This is a genomic window from Desulfosporomusa polytropa, from assembly GCF_055380075.1.
Genome location: NZ_AP042400.1, coordinates 1,126,733 through 1,142,489, shown reverse-complemented (window position 1 = coordinate 1,142,489; position 15,757 = coordinate 1,126,733). Strand labels below are relative to the sequence as shown.

Here is a 15,757-nt window from a genome sequence, read left to right as displayed (position 1 = left end):
TATCAGCGGATAAGTCTCACTTTATAACTCAGTAGGATTTGATTTGCCGGCATAATCAGTTGAACACATCTCGCATCCCTTACAGACTACTACCCGGTTATCAAATACCGTTTTGATTGTATCTAAAAGATCTTTATCTTTGATTCGATTGGCACTATGTACCATGATATTTCGTGGTGCAATCGTTATTAAAGTACTTATTAACATATCTTCATAATTAAGATTATCAAAACTATCGGCAGTACTCCTCGGCAGCAACATGTCTTCCATCAATTCAGTATTAATTACTTGACCATGTGAATCAAGCAGCGTAAACATATTGTTCTCCTTGATAACTACATGGGCCTCCTCTTCGCGTGGCTCCTGAACATCGACAAAATAACGCAAAAGTCGAATAAACTCTTTATATTCAAGTTCCATCATAAAGTCATCAACAACAGTATCAATAACCTCTGATAACTGCAAGCGGTAATCTTTTAGCCGAAAATTCAAAAAGCCATCAAGGACTAGTTCATGGTGATTCTCAAGATAATCTAAAATTCGAGTTATTATTAGCTTATAACGCCCCGAACTGCCAGCAAGCACTCGCAGCGCATTCGATTCCACGGTAGCACGTTCGTCATGATTAAAATAAAAATAGTTATCACTAACAATTTTGTTAATAAGCCGATGTTCTTCATTAGAAATAATCCAATCTGCAAGTATCTGAGACACACTGGTTTTTAAAACCGTTTTTATCCGCTCATAATTACGAAAAGACAATTCGCCATCAATGATATTTACGCCCAAGAACTTGTAACTGCCTCGATCTAGTTCTTCGATAACTACCCGGAAGCCTTCTTGGGTCAACATTTTACAATCATGCTCCAACTTCTCCCTGATGTTCCCGGTTGTTCCGTTCAGGCCGATGGAAAGCAAATTCACCACCATCACTCCCTTCTCATATAGTATATGTTCCACAGCGTATTTGCATACAACGAAGAGAGTGGTGTGGTTTTCATTTAGTTAACAATTGTCATTTGTCTGTTAATGGCCTCAAGCCATTCATTACGGCCCTCGACAACAAATTTGAGTACTTTATCTTTAATAGTAACTACCTTCAGTACATTGGGAATAACAAAAAAAGTCTTTTCCGGCAGTAATTCTTTAATGTGAGTCAGTGGCACTTCATCCATATATTTGTTGGTAATACTAAGGGCATAGCCAACAAATACCAACCGCTGATCTGTCAGATAGAGTGCCCCATTTAAAACTTCTCTATTACTAGCATAACTGGCAAGACATTTTTTTTTGATAAGTTCATCAGACTCTAACGGAAAGGTATACATAGTCTATTCCCCCTTAAGCCTGCCGCGCGTCTTCTGGCACGACCAGAAATTTCATTTCTGGATTCCGTTCTACTACCCATCTAAGCTGCCACTCATTACTAATTAAGGCGACAGGTCTGTCTTTGATATCTTGTACCAAAAGACCGCTATCCATATTTTTCATGGCCTTTACATCAAGATTTTCGCCAATAAGCCACCGCGCTATCGAATAGGGTAATTTATTCATTAAAATATCTACACCATATTCGTGTTTCAAACGGTATTCAAGTACCTCAAATTGCAATGAACCAACAACGCCAACAACAAAAGATTCTACAGGATAGTCAGGCTGACGAAATACCTGTACAGCGCCCTCTTGTGTCAGTTGAGTCATGCCCTTAACAAATTGTTTACGTTTCATGGTATCTTTGGCTTGAATGCGAGCAAACTGTTCCGGGGGGAAAACTGGAAAGTCCCGGAAGGTAAAAGTCGAACCTTCTTGACACAAGGTATCACCAATGCCAAAAATTCCTGGATCAAATAGCCCAATGATATCTCCCGGATAGGCTTCATCGATAATTGTTCGTTCCTGCGCCAAAAACTGCTGCGGTTGTGCCAACTTTACTGGTTTATTAGACTGGGAATGATACACCGTCATCCCCCGTTCAAATTTACCTGAGCATATGCGCATAAAAGCCAATCGATCCCGGTGAGCCGGATTCATATTAGCCTGAATCTTAAACACAAAAGCCGAGAACTCATCATTATCAGGTGTAATCAAACCTTCCGAGGACATCCTTGACATCGGAGGCGGTGCCATTTTTAAGAAATCTTCCAAAAATAGACGAACCCCAAAATTAGTCATTGCACTACCAAAGAACATAGGCGTAAGTTCCCCGCGGGTCACTTTATCAAAATCGAATTCCTCGCCGGCTACGTCTAAAAGTGCAATATCATCACATAATGCCTGATGAATACCTTCACCAAGAATTTCTTTAAATGCCGGATCATCTACGCTGCCCTGCGTTGAGGGCAGGGCCCATTTTCCATGCTCACCGCTGCGTTCGAACAATTCGATCTTAGCTTGGTTACGCACATAAATGCCGTTATATTTACCATCAATTCCAATTGGCCAATTCATTGGATAGGCACGGATACCGAGAACCTGCTCTATTTCTTCCATCAGTTCAAATGGGTTACGACCATAACGGTCAAGCTTATTCACAAAGGTAAATACCGGTATTCCCCGCTGTTTACACACTTGAAATAACTTTTTCGTCTGATCTTCTACACCTTTGGCTACATCGATCAGCATGACCGCACTATCTGCAGCCATCAAGGTGCGATAGGTATCTTCACTAAAGTCTTGGTGACCAGGAGTATCTAATATATTAACACGATAGCCATCATAATCGAACTGCAAAACACTGGATGTTACCGAGATACCACGCTGCTTTTCAATCTCCATCCAGTCAGATACAGCGTGTTTTTGTGCTTTTCTCGCCTTGACCGAACCAGCCAGGCGAATAGCTCCACCATATAGTAATAGTTTTTCTGTTAATGTTGTTTTACCAGCATCCGGATGGGAAATAATGGCAAAAGTACGACGTTTGCTAATTTCGGGAGCAAGATTTGACATTGTTGCCTCCTAAAGTTAATTCTATTACTTTTACAGCATAACTATTGCATTAGCGGGAATAATCTTCTTAAGACTATTTTACCCTAACAGAAAGTATAACTTTCTTAAGAACAGGATAAGGGCAACATCGGCTTCCGCTTTCGCCAAAGGCTCGGCGCAAGCCGTGTTTTCTTTATCAGTGTTTAGCATCATTAATAAAGTAAACAGTACAACAATTTAATATACACCATTAAATAGCAGTAGTCAACGCTACCGATCTGTCTTCTAGGTAATCGTCATACTTTCTTACCCAAAAAGAGATTGACATCTTATCTGCACTGCTATATAATCTACTTTGTGGCAAAAAATCAATATCGCGGGATGGAGCAGTTGGTAGCTCGTCGGGCTCATAACCCGAAGGCCGCAGGTTCAAGTCCTGCTCCCGCAACCAATGCTGGTGTAGCTCAGTCGGTAGAGCGTATCCTTGGTAAGGATAAGGTCACCGGTTCAATCCCGGTCACTAGCTCCATCTTAATACGGCGGCGTAGCTCAGTTGGCTAGAGCATGCGGTTCATACCCGCAGTGTCCGGGGTTCAAATCCCTGTGCCGCCACCAAAAAAACTTGTCTATGTAGGCAAGTTTTTTTCTTTGTACGCCTTTATCACGAAGCCATAATACACTACCGCGTTAAACTCAATAACTTCAATTTGAATTCAGTTTCATCCGGCTCGGCCTGCCATACTTGTACATGTTGAAAAGAACCTGACGATAAAATTGCTATTATATCCTGCTTTTTATTTTCAGTCATTTTACAACCTAAAATAACTTCTTTGATTGCAGTTGCGGGAAATTGAAAAAGATAAATTGGATAAGGCTGATTCTGAACAATTTTATTATTATCTTGCAGGGGGCGTATAATTCTCCATTCCTGCTCATAACTCCATTGGGTACTCTTTACCAGAAAAACGTCTATACCTGACAGTTCGGTCATAGCGGACATAGGGCGGTTTTCGCGATATTCAACTTTACATAGGTGACGCAACTCATCTTCGTGTCCTACCGTATCATGAAAATAAGGATGACTCGAATCAAAGCCTACTACAAATCCTTCATGACTTGCTGCATAATGAGCCCACATTAGAAGATTATCCGGTTTTTCAGTTAAAGAAAAAATTCCTAGCATGTCACTAAACTTATCAGGCCACATTCTTCGAATAATCGGGGTAACCCCATCTTCCATTTGGTAAAATGTTTCTTTTAAAGCTCTCCCCAACTCTTCCCGAAACTTTTTATAAAACACAGGAAAGGGGATTCTATCTTGCACCTGTATCGGTTGTAGATCATAATACTCATGTAGCGCTTTAGAAATAAGTTCCTCAAATTGACTAAAGGCTTCGTGCTCTTTTGCGGTAAGTTTGGTTATGTACGGTTTAACCTCAAATGGATCATTAAATGCCTCAGGCTGAGTGTATCTAACCATACAATCTTGCAAAACGTCTATCCGGTCTGGAACAAGATATTTATATAGCATTTTAGACGCCCCCCTACTATTAGACATCCGAAAGCATAACTAGTACATATATTTACATATGGACCGGCAAATTCCTGCCGCATAACAAAATAAAAGCAACTTTAAAACGATATTGCCTTACCCAAAGAAAGTTATACTTTCTGCCAAACAAAAAGCCCCTACCCGTTATAACCTGGTGTGCTCCCCGTCAATAGGACAATCAAAAAATATAAAGATTTTTTTACAGCTCATCCGTTTAGATGGGCTATTTTTCTTATGCAGCCCTGTAATGTTCGTGGTATTCATAAGGTGTCATAACGTCCAGCTTTCGTTGTAACCGGTCAAAGTTGTAGTAGTGAATATAACTACGGATTGCATGCATTAATTCCGTTCTACTGGTGAATTTCCGAGTATAGTACATCTCGCGTTTCAGTATTCCCCAGAACCCCTCCATTGGCCCATTGTCAATGCAGTGGGCCACACGGGACATGCTTTGTGTCATTTCCTTTTTAATGAGTCTTTTGTGAAATCCGCGGCTCGTATACTGGAATCCGCGATCGCTGTGAAACAGTGGATGTGCTGCAGGTTCTGCTTTTGCTGCTGCATCGAACGTATCAAACGCCAGCCGGTTATCGTTGTGGTCGCTTAATACAAATGACACAATCCTGCGATCGTAGAGATCCAATATGGCGCTCAGATAAAGCTTGTGCACAACCGGACCTTCAAAGTATTTAAATTCACTTACATCCGTCAGCCATTTTTCATTAGGGCAATCTGCATGGAACTTGCGGTTCAGGATATTATCTGCTATATAATCCGGATTTGATGCACGACGGGTGCAACAGTTATGGGGGTTCTTTATCGTAGAATGGATATGGAGTTTCCGAGCAATCCGCAGGATACGTTTGTCATTTACCTGTTCATTGTATTTGCGATTTAGATCATCCCGAATCCGGCGGTACCCTTTATCCGGATGCTGCTCATGGATTTCTATAACTTCTTTGGCTAGCCGTTCATTTTCTTGTTCATGCAGGCTTTTGCCGTCATTACGCCAATGGTAATAGGCCGACCGGCTGACATGCAGGATTTTACACAATATCTCAACCGGATAATGCTGTTGACTATCTTCAGCTAAGGCTTTCACGGCTTCATATTCTCGTTCTTGGCGCGTGAAGCCAAGACATCCCTTCTTTCCAGTTCCTTCAGTTTTTTTAGCACGTCAACTTCCATCTGCAGCCTCCAGTTCTTGTGTTTCAACTGGGCAACTTCAGCCTGTAGTTCTTCTTGCGAGGTACGGCCAGGCAATGTTCCAGCCCGATGCCCACGCCGATCTTCCAGACCTGCATTTCCCATTTCTAGGTATTTTTTTGTCCACTGGTATACCTGTTGGTACGATACCTGGTATTTCAGGGCTGCTTCGCCATAATTCGTATCATGGGCAAGACAGTATTCGGCGATTTCCACACGCTCATTCAGTGTCATCTTTCTAGCTTTTGACATGATTCGGCTTCCTCCTGACCGGAGCTTGAACTCCTCATGTCCATTATACTGCGTTAGCCAATGACGCAATTGGGAATCAGAGTGAATCTGGTATTTTTTGCAAATACCCAATAGGGAATCATCACCTTGCAGATAATCGGTCACAGCTGCAAGCTTCAGTTCCGGCGGATATACTCGATTGTTCTTCTGCGATTGTAAGCCAGCTTCACCTTCTGACTGGTACTGGCAAATCCAGACCCTCACTGTTTTGTGGTCAACTTCCAAGGTATTTGCTATATCGGCTATGCTTATGCTTTTTGCCAAATACTTCTTGCAAGCATCTATCTTTAAAGCGATCGATACTTTTTCTTTATGTGGCATAAAATTACCCCCAGACAAGACAATTTGTTTTTTCATTGTCCTATCTAGGGGTAGCATATCAACCATCACACTCCAAGAGCAGACACATATTGATACGTGTTTTCTGCCCTATTTGAGTACCCTTCTGCATACTCCTCGCCTACATCTGCGGCGATGTAATATTGATCACGGAATAACTCTCGCAAAATATCTAAGTTGTTTAAATCATAATTTTCAGCACAATGTTGTAAAAACCTCCTTACAACATTGTGAGAAGTAGGACACCATATCCCGGTATAGATAATGCAAGCAGGATTCGTAAAATTTGGAACTTTTTTTAATTCCGGAATGTACATTTCTAGACAATCATTCGCCAAAATCAGATTTTGTGCTTCTTTCCCTTGGGGAGAATCAAGCAAAGTGGATAAAGCGTCTAATTCTCGGCTGCTTTCAATGTCGGAGTAGGTGCGTCCTGCAAATTGGCTTCCACCGTCAATATAACTTAACAAAGTATCACCCCTACCGCCATCAAGCCCTTCCCATTGCGAAATACCCATGGAAGGATAATCGCCAGCAGTAGAACATGTTACACTGTCATAACCGCCTTCTACGCCAGTTTCACCAATCCCTTTTGCTATTTGATAAGCTAATTGTTCATCTGTCACTATTTATTACCTCCCATCTTTTGAACGCTAGTATCATTCCTAGCCTGTTCATTGACATTGTTGTGATAGTCTCTACTAATACCAGCATATTCCTGATACCATCAATATTGACAATCGGCTAAGTTACCATTTTCTGGCTGTAGCCCTATAAAGCTTTGAGTCCACACCCCACCATCTAGCCAAGTAAATAAAAAAACCGCCCACCAAGACGAATCTTGTAGGCGGAAGATAAGAAAAGACTTGGCTTGTGCCAAGTCCCTCAGGACGCCGGCAGAAGCCTTAGTCGTTCTTATATCAACAGAATTTAGTGTCGAGTAGAAAATAGGCTTCTCAGCCTATAACCCCTCTCCGAACCGGACGAGCGCTATTAACGCATCCGGCTCTGCAAAGTAAGTTCACTAGATATAGCCAATGTGTGGACGGCGCTTGAATATACTCACACGGATGCGCGGTTTAGGGAGAGCGCATTTATCGAGAAATTTGTTGAACTTCTCCCAGGTAAAACTGCGCTTCTGGCTCCTCCGATTCATCCACTTGAATAGAAGCATCCTGACTTTGTAAGCGTATCGGTCTAGCGAAAAAATGTTGTCCGTTATCCCGTAGTATTGGTAGTACCCTCGCATTTTGCTTCTTAGTTTATCTACCAAGTCCCATATGGGTATTACACGGTTCGCCTTCAGCCATTCCTTCATTCGCGCTAGGCTTGCCTTTATTTTCTTACGGCTTGTTTTGCGCTTTACTCGGAATTTGCCTGTTTGACTTTGCCCGCAGTAGTGCGTGAAGCCTAGGAAGTCGAACGTGTCCGGTTTTCCGCCAGTTTCCTCTTTTGCATTGGATTCTGCATATCGCCCGAATTGGATGATCTTCGTCTTTTCTTCTGCTACTTCCAAGTTGAATTTGCCCAGGCGCATTTTCAGTTCCTCATAGAACCATTTCGCCTCGGTTTCGTACTGGAAGCAGAAGACAATATCATCTGCGTATCTTACCATGTAGGCTTCTCCTTTGAGTCTGCGTCTCACGACTTTCTCGAACCAGAGGTCTACGCTGTAGTGGAGATACACGTTTGCCAGTAGCGGCGATATGACCCCGCCTTGCGGGGTTCCCTCTTCGACTTCTTGCCACCTTCCCTGCTCCATGCATCCTGCCTTCAGCAGTCTTCTGATGATATGGTGTATGCTTGGGTCTGCTATCCGCTGGCCGAGGAACTTCATCATCCACTCATGGTCTACATGGTCAAAGAATCCTTTGATGTCTGCATCCACTATGTAGTTAACTTGTTTCGTCGTCAGTATTTCGTTTAGCAGTTGCAGGGCATCGTGACAGCCTCGTTGGGGACGAAACCCGCAGGAGCAGTCTAAAAAGTCTGCTTCATATACTCTGCTCAGTATTTCTTTAAGGGCATACTGGATCAACCTCTGCGTGTTGTATATGTTTCTCTAACAAGAGCCTTCCTTTGTTGCCGCCTTCCCTCCGCCCGCATTACCAGGCTTCTTCGGTACTATTCGACAATCCGACTCCCCTACGCCATTTGGCTTCCTTGCTTTGTATCGCTTGTTACGCCATACTCTGTCGAGGGCTTCGGGGCCTCCCGGGTTCCCATAATTCCATTGTGTGTAGCATGCCAAGGTCTCAGACTCCGGAGAAGTCTCACAGTCCTTCACCATTTCGGCCTGCGAGATATTGCCTTCTGCCTTTATAAAAGCATCGGCCTTCTCATTACAGATTTCGCAGCTCAATCCCTTCAGCTCATCGCTTTCGGCCTGCTACCTCCCTGTCCTACGCTTAATTCGACGCGTTACCGCATCGAATCCAAAGACTCAGTACTGGTTGCTGGTTAGGCTTTACCAGGCAGGATTCCCACCCGCTTGGAACTACGACCTTGCCCGGTCGCACTATAAATTCTGGTAGATTAAGAAAATCGCTAGCGCGGCCTTTTAATCTTCAGCAAAAAAATAGTAATGCTCTAGTCCACGATACCGTTATTCTTTTCGTACTTTGAATACTTTGCGGTAACAATCCTTAAAATGGGATGGGCTTGGCTTTTGGCTAGTTCTTTGAATTTGCACACATCAGATATTTGGTCAATCGAATACAAGGTGAGGGCCTTTTACTTTTGGCATTGCCTCAAAAGTAACAAAAGGTCTAGGCCCCAAGCCTCCAAAAGCTGAAAAGCCAGGCGGTATTCCTAAAATCCGTAAACTCGCTACGCTCAGACAGTACGGATTTTTTTACGGAATACCGCCCGGCTTTTCTCCTGCGGAACGCTTTTTCCGGCAAAGGCCGAGGGGTTACGGGAGTTACGATGGTTACTGGACGCAAACAGTACAGCCACCTGTTCCGGTTTTCGTATTTGACACCCCTTGTTTTATAAGACCTCCACGACTCTCAAAAACTTATACTTTCTTATCTTATGAGAAAAAGCAGACTAAATAGCCTGCTTTCTTTTTATCCTTTTGTTATTCTTTGGTACAATTTCCTGAACAAACGGAAACTTTACATAACAAAAGGCTCCCGAAATCTCGGAAGCCTTGAATTTACTGGTGGGACTAGCAGAACTCGAATCTGCGACCCCTACGATGTCAACGTAGTACTCTAACCAACTGAGCTATAGTCCCTAAATACATATGTATTATATTACGGTTAACTATGAAAGTCAAGCATCAAAATTATGAATTAGTACAGAATATTATTGGCAATTACCAATCGCTGTATTTGGTTGGTACCTTCATAAATCTGCATAATTTTAGCATCACGCATGTACTTTTCTGCCGGGTATTCTTTTGAATAGCCATAACCACCCAGTACTTGGACAGCATCAGTCGTAACTTTCATGGCAGTATCAGCGGCAAAGCACTTGGCAATGGCTGATTCTTTAGAATAGGGAACCCCCTGGTCTTTCATCCAGCAGGCTTTGTACACCAGCAGCCGGGCAGCTTCAACCTGCATAGCCATATCGGCCAGCATAGCTTGTACAAGTTGGAATGAGGCAATCGGCTTATCGAACTGTACACGCTCTTTTGAATATTTGACAGCCAGTTCAAACGCAGCTTGAGCCAAACCTACAGATACAGCACCAACAAACGGCCGAGCAGCATCTAGTGTTTTCATCGCAATTTTAAAGCCTTCACCCTCGCGGCCAATTCTATTGGTAGCAGGAATACGTACATTTTCCAAAATCAATTCGCAAGTATTCGAAGCCCTGATTCCCATCTTTTCTTCTTCTTTACCAACTGAGAATCCTGGTGTGCCACGATCAATAATAAAGGCTGTCAAGCCACGAATACCAGCTGTTTTGCGCGTATTTGCAAAAATAATATATATTTCAGCAATACCACCATTGGTAATAAAACATTTTGTACCATTAAGGATATAATCGGTACCATCTTTAACAGCGGTTGTTGCAACTGCCCCAGCATCTGAGCCAGCACCTGGTTCGGTTAGTGCAAATGCAGCCAACTTGCCATTATTTATGACATCAAACATTTTACGTTTTTGTTCTTCATTCCCTAAGAGTACTACTGGATAAGATGCTAAGGCATTTGCAGCTGTTGTTGTAGCTACACCAGCGCACCCTTTACCCAATTCCTCATAGATTAGAGCAATTGAGAGTGCGTCAAGACCTGGCCCATCATATTCTTCAGGTACAGTTAAATTAAGCAAACCTGCCTCATCAAGCTTCTTCCATAAATCAGAAGGAACTACACCTTCTTTATCCATTTCCAAAGCATGTGGCGTAATTTCTTTAGCAACAAAATCTTTCACCATCTTATGCATATCAAGTTGATCGGGAGTAAAGTTAAAATCCATGCCTTGCCTCCTTATGGTAGTCACATTACCAAAAAATCCTAATGATAAGTATACCGCATAATTTTTTCTTTGTTAACACCTTTATAAGAAATAAATAAAAAAAACACTATTTTAACAATAATCTAGCGCCAACTGCAAGTAATACCAATCCTAATACCTGTTTGGGGCTATATGCCATCCGTTCAAGACCAAATCCCCCTAAGTAGTCAATGATAATTGCAGTCAGTACTTGTCCAACAATAATAGCCGTAGTGGCATTGGCAACACCGACACTGGGAATGCTGGCAGCTACTAGATAGATTATAGCTACACCAAGTATCCCCCCCAACCAGGAATACCACGGAGCCTCTTGCCATGCAGACAGATTACCCTTGCCTAGATTACCTATGAATAGTAGTAGCATGACTAAGATAGTTCCTGTAAGGTGAACGACAAAAGTAGCTTCTAACAGGCCTATGACCTTACTCAAACCAGTATTAATCGAACCTTGTACTGCCATTAACACCCCAGAAACAAAAGCCAGCACCAATGGCAGCATTTCACTTGATATAAAATTCAAGCCTAACCAACCCCCGTAAAATACTAAAATTCTATCTGTAGTATAATACTTGGGGCTTTTTAATATTCGGGGGATATTAGTAACAGCTACCTATGGCAAATAAAAAAAGCAGGCCGAAACCTGCCAAATCTCAGTCAACTACATACACGGTTACTCTTTGTACACCAAAATTCAAGGCCTCACGGCGACTATCAAAAGCTAAATCAATACAACTGCCTTTAATTGCGCCACCGATATCATCAGCTACTGCATAGCCATATCCTTGAATATATAACCGGGTTCCTAAAGGAATAACCGTCGGATCGACAGCAACTAAACCCTTACGTAAAAGGTTTCCGCCATATGTATAACTACCATTACCTGGATCATGCGCAGAGTAAGCCGATGCTCTCATAACCAAGGAGCGGCTATACCTGCTTGGCTCACCAGCCAAACGTCCAAGATAGGCAAAGGTTTCTTTATCAACAATACCATTTACTGTAAGATAGGCACTGCGTTGAAATTCTTGTACAGCTTTGGCAGTAATTGGACCAAATACACCGTCAATGTCTCCAGCATAAAATCCACCATCTGCCAAATGTTTTTGCACAATCCGCACTTGCTCGCCGCGCGCCCCGAGCATTATAGCAGGATACTCTTGTGATGATCCTGCACCTGCTGCTAAGCCTCCCATTGGAACGCTGACTGCTAACAAGAGATAAACTATACAAACCACTTTAAATAATGCTTTTCCCAATCAATCACCTCTCTTTATATTGCGCCTCCGAGGTTAGCTGTTTCGCAACGCAAAACACAAAAACCTTCATGGCTTTTAGCCTCCGGGGTTAGCTGTCGGATTCGGGCATAAGAAAAGAGGTCGAGAACGCCCTACCGCTTAACACGGATTCACCCCTATATGTTTATTGGGTCCCCCGTACCTAATGGATTCGGCTAATTTTAATATTACACTATTTTTACGTTGTGGTCAATTTTATGATTATTTAAACTTGACGTTGGACTCCAAGGACTGCAATCGTCATTAAAACACCATACTAGTAAAAAAACACCGCCCACCCGCAGGCAGACGGCTTAACTGAAAGGGTGGTAATAGTGGCAAACTATCATCACCTCTTTTAGACTACATCATGTTTTTTAGAATTTCTTTAGACAACTCCCCCGTCCACGGGCTGATAGATGGTCTTAAACCTACAGTTAACATCTCACAGTAAATCAGCCAGCCACTATCAGCAATAAAACAACGCCAAGCAGTATAGCCGCCTGGCGCTTGGTTAAACTAAGCATAATTTCCTCTCCCCTTCATTAAGCGTCGCTTTCCTAGCGGCGCTATTTTATTGCCATTTCAATCAGACCAACTTGTTCATTAACGCTATTATGATAATCAATTTCTATAGCCCTAAAGCAGCGCAAAGCTCTTTAGTAGCTGCACCAGTTGTAGTTATTCCTTTATCTGTCTGATAAGCCTTAACAGCTTCCTCAGTCATAACACCAAACAAGCCATCTGCTCTACCCGCAAAGTAGCCTAGTTCTTTAAGTTTCATTTGTAAAGCAACAACATCAGGCCCTGAAGTTTTATATTTAAGCGTTCTTTTAACTTTAACCCTTTGGCCTTCGATACGCACAGGAGTCCCAATTGGGATCCATTCAAACAATTCTTCAACATCTTTATTACGCAGCCTGATACAACCATGACTGGCAAATTGACCTATCGACCATGGTTTATTTGTCCCATGTATACCGTAAGTTCCCCAAGGAACATTTAGCCCCATCCAGCGTGTTCCAAATCCGGTTCCCCAATCATAGTCTTTCCATACCACATTCCACTCGCCAATCGGTGTCGGAGTTTTACTTTTGCCTACTGCAATCCGGTATTTTTTATATACCTGTTCATCATTGTAAACTTCAAGTACTTTAGATTGAGTATTTATTACCACACTCACTTTGCCTGTAGGTGTCTGGTTGGGCTGATTGGTATCTAGCGACGCTAATTCTTGTTCATCCATATATTCAAAGCCAGCTATACTAAAGACAATACTTACAATTGCCAAAACCGCTATACCACAAATTATCTGCTTGTGCTTAAATCTAAATAACAAAGCAGCTTTCATTCCAATCCCTCCTTGTAGACAGCACTCTTCTTTCCAAATATATGCCTCCATAAAAAGGGATATGAACTGCAAAAAAGAAAAACCGGCCGAAGCCGGTTATTTGAGAACATATACTTTCACATTTTGAATCCCATAATCCAGCGCTTCTTGTCTGGAATTAAACGCTAAATCAATACGATTGCCTTTAATAGCACTGCCTTGATCGTCAGCTATAGCTTGGCCATAACCTTCAACCCAAAGTTTGGTTCCCATAGGGATAACAGCAGGATCTACGGCTACTATCCCCTTTTTAACCTTGCCGCCTACATAAGTCAGGTCATTCCATTTACCATTATCAATTGGACCCGGACCGTAAGCTGTCGCAGTCATGTTAATCAGCTTACTATAGTTTTGCGGCGCACCGGCAAGAGAGTTGTTATTCTGGACGGCTGCAGGTGTCAGGGTACTACTACTGTTGAGCAAGGTCGAAAGCAGATCAAATTCATCTTGATAGCCTGCCAGTCGACCAGTTACCACTTCTTTAACTTTCTCATCTACTTTGCTGCGCACGGCAGTTTCTACTGCTTTAACAATAGTTACTTTAGCAGCTGCTTGATCTTGTGCTGACAGCTGCTGTGATAACGCAGTAAGATTATTCACCATATCAGCTTTTCCGGTACGCTCAATCGCTGTCTTAGCAAGAGCTCCCCATAAAACCTGCTTATCCTTTGGATTTAGAGTCTCCCGCATTTTTAATAACTCTTCCAGCTGAGCAGCAGTTGCGTTTTCCGTAACAACTTCAGCCAGTTTAGTCTCCCAACCCGCAGCCTCAGCCTGAGGCAATGCTGAGGAAAACAGCGGCATTGCGAAAACCATCAACATGATAATGACTAGCTTTTTTTTCAATAGGAATACTCCTTTCATTTGATGGTTGGGATTCGAAGATATTCTATCATATACTTTACATAATTCCTAGCGGTAAAATTAGCAAAAGCCCAATTGCTCTAGCAATTAGGCTTTTGCTACTATGATTTTATATAATTATTTTCAACTACTTGGCCAATTCATATAGGGTTTCTGTTAATACAGCAATACCAGCCGCTATATCCTCAGGTGCTACATCTTCGTAAGCATTATGACTGATACCATTCTTGCAGGGAATCAATAGTAAGGCTGCAGGCGCTATATGCGCTATATTCATGGCGTCATGTCCAACGCGGCTATCAAGACGTACACTGGTCTGATTTAACTTACAACAAACCTCTTCCATAATTTGATTTATAGTATCGTCAAGTATTATCGGCTTTTCAGATGACAACACGTCAATAGCAATCGGCGTGTTATAATCATCGGCGATAGAACTGACAGCATCTTTAATTTCCTGCAAAATTTCAATTATACTTTCATGCTCTGTCCCCCGAATATCTACCCACATTTCAACCTGACCCGGAATTACATTAATAGTTCCTGGATAGGTTTTCAAAATTGTTACGGTAGCCACCGCACCTTGGTACTCATACTCAGCGGCAATGTTTCTAACAGCCAATATAATCATGGCCGCACTTACAAGTGCATCCTGACGCTCCTCTATAGGGGCAGCACCAGAATGACCTGCTGTTCCTACTACCATTATCTTCAATCTAGTAGGTGCTGCGACTTTATTAACAATACCAATACTACTTCTTTCTTGTTCTAAACCCTGTCCTTGTTCAATATGCAGTTCAACAAAGCCTTTTATACTGTTTTGGCAGCGAGGCACAGTGGACATCTGGTTAGTCGGAAACCCACTAGCCGCCAGCTCCTCTGCTAACGCAATGCCGTCTTGGTCCTTAATCCTTTTCAGGGTGGCAGCAGTAACCAAACCAGCCATAGCTTTACTTCCTATAGTCGGCATGTTGAAACGGCTAGATTCTTCAGCAGCAAAAACAATTACTTCCAGTGGATGTTTAATACCACTACGCTCCTTTAAACGGTTAATAGCTGCTAAACCACAGACGATGCCAAGAACACCGTCATATTTACCACCTGAAGGCACTGTATCTAAGTGAGAACCTGTTGCTACAGCCGGAACAGCAGGTTCAATACCTGCTGGTTGAAAGCGGCCAATGATATTACCAATGGCATCAATCTGTACGGTAAGTCCGTTATATTGCATAAGTTTAATGATATAATTCCGTGCTTGATGATCGGCAGAAGTAAATGCAAGGCGGGTAATGCCAGATTTATCTTGACCAAAGTGAGCTACTTGCTCTATTTGTTCAAGAACCCCTTCTATATCATGCAAATTGTCAGTTTGAATAGCAATCGCCCCCTTAAGCAACTCTTTACAAACAGTATACCTCTATTTTGTAAAAAATTCTATAAACCT

Annotated in this window: 14 protein-coding genes, 4 tRNA genes and 1 riboswitch; of the genes, 3 read left to right on the top strand and 15 right to left on the bottom strand. The window is 42.4% G+C overall.

Going from position 1 to position 15,757, the window contains the following annotated elements; all coding sequences use genetic code 11:
• Positions 1-21: 21 nt before the first annotated feature.
• The 3 genes from ytxC to ACZ449_RS07215 all read right to left on the bottom strand — a co-directional run bounded on the left by ytxC (position 22) and on the right by ACZ449_RS07215 (position 2,946).
• The gene (gene ytxC, locus ACZ449_RS07225) at positions 22-924 is read right to left on the bottom strand and encodes a sporulation protein YtxC (protein WP_464260355.1); all 903 of its coding nucleotides are present in this window, start codon (positions 922-924) and stop codon (positions 22-24) included.
• A 77-nt stretch (positions 925-1,001) separates the two neighbouring features.
• Positions 1,002-1,328 carry a PH domain-containing protein gene (locus ACZ449_RS07220; RefSeq protein WP_464260354.1) on the bottom strand — a complete coding sequence of 109 codons (327 nt, stop codon included), beginning with the start codon at positions 1,326-1,328 and terminating at the stop codon, positions 1,002-1,004.
• Between the two features lie 13 nt (positions 1,329-1,341).
• Positions 1,342-2,946 (bottom strand): peptide chain release factor 3, encoded by a 1,605-nt coding sequence (locus ACZ449_RS07215; protein ID WP_464260353.1) that lies wholly within the window; start codon positions 2,944-2,946, stop codon positions 1,342-1,344.
• A gap of 354 nt (positions 2,947-3,300) precedes the next feature.
• On the opposite strand from ACZ449_RS07215, the gene ACZ449_RS07210 reads away from it, so the two are divergent.
• The 3 genes from ACZ449_RS07210 (at position 3,301) to ACZ449_RS07200 (ending at position 3,540) form a co-directional block, all read left to right on the top strand.
• Positions 3,301-3,376: transfer RNA gene (locus ACZ449_RS07210), tRNA-Met, on the top strand.
• A 2-nt stretch (positions 3,377-3,378) separates the two neighbouring features.
• Positions 3,379-3,454, top strand: a tRNA-Thr gene (locus ACZ449_RS07205).
• A 9-nt stretch (positions 3,455-3,463) separates the two neighbouring features.
• Positions 3,464-3,540: transfer RNA gene (locus ACZ449_RS07200), tRNA-Met, on the top strand.
• A gap of 64 nt (positions 3,541-3,604) precedes the next feature.
• Here the strand turns inward: ACZ449_RS07200 and ACZ449_RS07195 are convergent.
• The 12 genes from ACZ449_RS07195 to ACZ449_RS07140 all read right to left on the bottom strand — a co-directional run bounded on the left by ACZ449_RS07195 (position 3,605) and on the right by ACZ449_RS07140 (position 15,709).
• Positions 3,605-4,456 carry a DUF2971 domain-containing protein gene (locus ACZ449_RS07195; RefSeq protein ID WP_464260352.1) on the bottom strand — a complete coding sequence of 284 codons (852 nt, stop codon included), beginning with the start codon at positions 4,454-4,456 and terminating at the stop codon, positions 3,605-3,607.
• 253 nt (positions 4,457-4,709) lie between these two features.
• A complete protein-coding gene (locus ACZ449_RS07190) occupies positions 4,710-5,579 on the bottom strand; it encodes an IS3 family transposase (RefSeq protein ID WP_464260351.1) in 870 nt (289 codons plus the stop codon).
• A complete protein-coding gene (locus ACZ449_RS07185; RefSeq protein ID WP_464260350.1) occupies positions 5,576-6,295 on the bottom strand; it encodes a transposase in 720 nt (239 codons plus the stop codon). The genes ACZ449_RS07190 and ACZ449_RS07185 overlap by 4 nt, the downstream gene beginning before the upstream one ends.
• Before the next feature lie 65 nt (positions 6,296-6,360).
• Positions 6,361-6,939 (bottom strand): hypothetical protein, encoded by a 579-nt coding sequence (locus ACZ449_RS07180; RefSeq protein ID WP_464260349.1) that lies wholly within the window; start codon positions 6,937-6,939, stop codon positions 6,361-6,363.
• Positions 6,940-7,337: 398 nt separating this feature from the next.
• Positions 7,338-8,351 (bottom strand): reverse transcriptase domain-containing protein, encoded by a 1,014-nt coding sequence (locus tag ACZ449_RS07175; protein WP_464260348.1) that lies wholly within the window; start codon positions 8,349-8,351, stop codon positions 7,338-7,340.
• A 1,126-nt stretch (positions 8,352-9,477) separates the two neighbouring features.
• Positions 9,478-9,554: transfer RNA gene (locus ACZ449_RS07170), tRNA-Val, on the bottom strand.
• 58 nt (positions 9,555-9,612) lie between these two features.
• Entirely contained in the window at positions 9,613-10,746 is a 1,134-nt protein-coding gene (locus tag ACZ449_RS07165) for an acyl-CoA dehydrogenase family protein (RefSeq protein WP_464260347.1), read from the bottom strand.
• Between the two features lie 106 nt (positions 10,747-10,852).
• Positions 10,853-11,305: a DMT family transporter gene (locus ACZ449_RS07160; protein ID WP_464260346.1), complete on the bottom strand. Its 453-nt coding sequence runs from the start codon at positions 11,303-11,305 to the stop codon at positions 10,853-10,855.
• Between the two features lie 130 nt (positions 11,306-11,435).
• Entirely contained in the window at positions 11,436-12,041 is a 606-nt protein-coding gene (locus tag ACZ449_RS07155) for a peptidoglycan-binding protein (RefSeq protein WP_464260345.1), read from the bottom strand.
• A 62-nt stretch (positions 12,042-12,103) separates the two neighbouring features.
• Positions 12,104-12,247: riboswitch (cyclic di-AMP (ydaO/yuaA leader) on the bottom strand.
• Between the two features lie 443 nt (positions 12,248-12,690).
• Positions 12,691-13,410, bottom strand: a complete 720-nt coding sequence (locus ACZ449_RS07150) for a L,D-transpeptidase family protein (protein ID WP_464260344.1) — start codon at positions 13,408-13,410, stop codon at positions 12,691-12,693.
• A gap of 96 nt (positions 13,411-13,506) precedes the next feature.
• Complete coding sequence (locus tag ACZ449_RS07145) at positions 13,507-14,295, bottom strand: 3D domain-containing protein (RefSeq protein WP_464260343.1); 789 nt, start codon at positions 14,293-14,295, stop codon at positions 13,507-13,509.
• Positions 14,296-14,440: 145 nt separating this feature from the next.
• Positions 14,441-15,709 carry an allantoate amidohydrolase gene (locus tag ACZ449_RS07140; RefSeq protein WP_464260342.1) on the bottom strand — a complete coding sequence of 423 codons (1,269 nt, stop codon included), beginning with the start codon at positions 15,707-15,709 and terminating at the stop codon, positions 14,441-14,443.
• Positions 15,710-15,757: the final 48 nt, after the last annotated feature.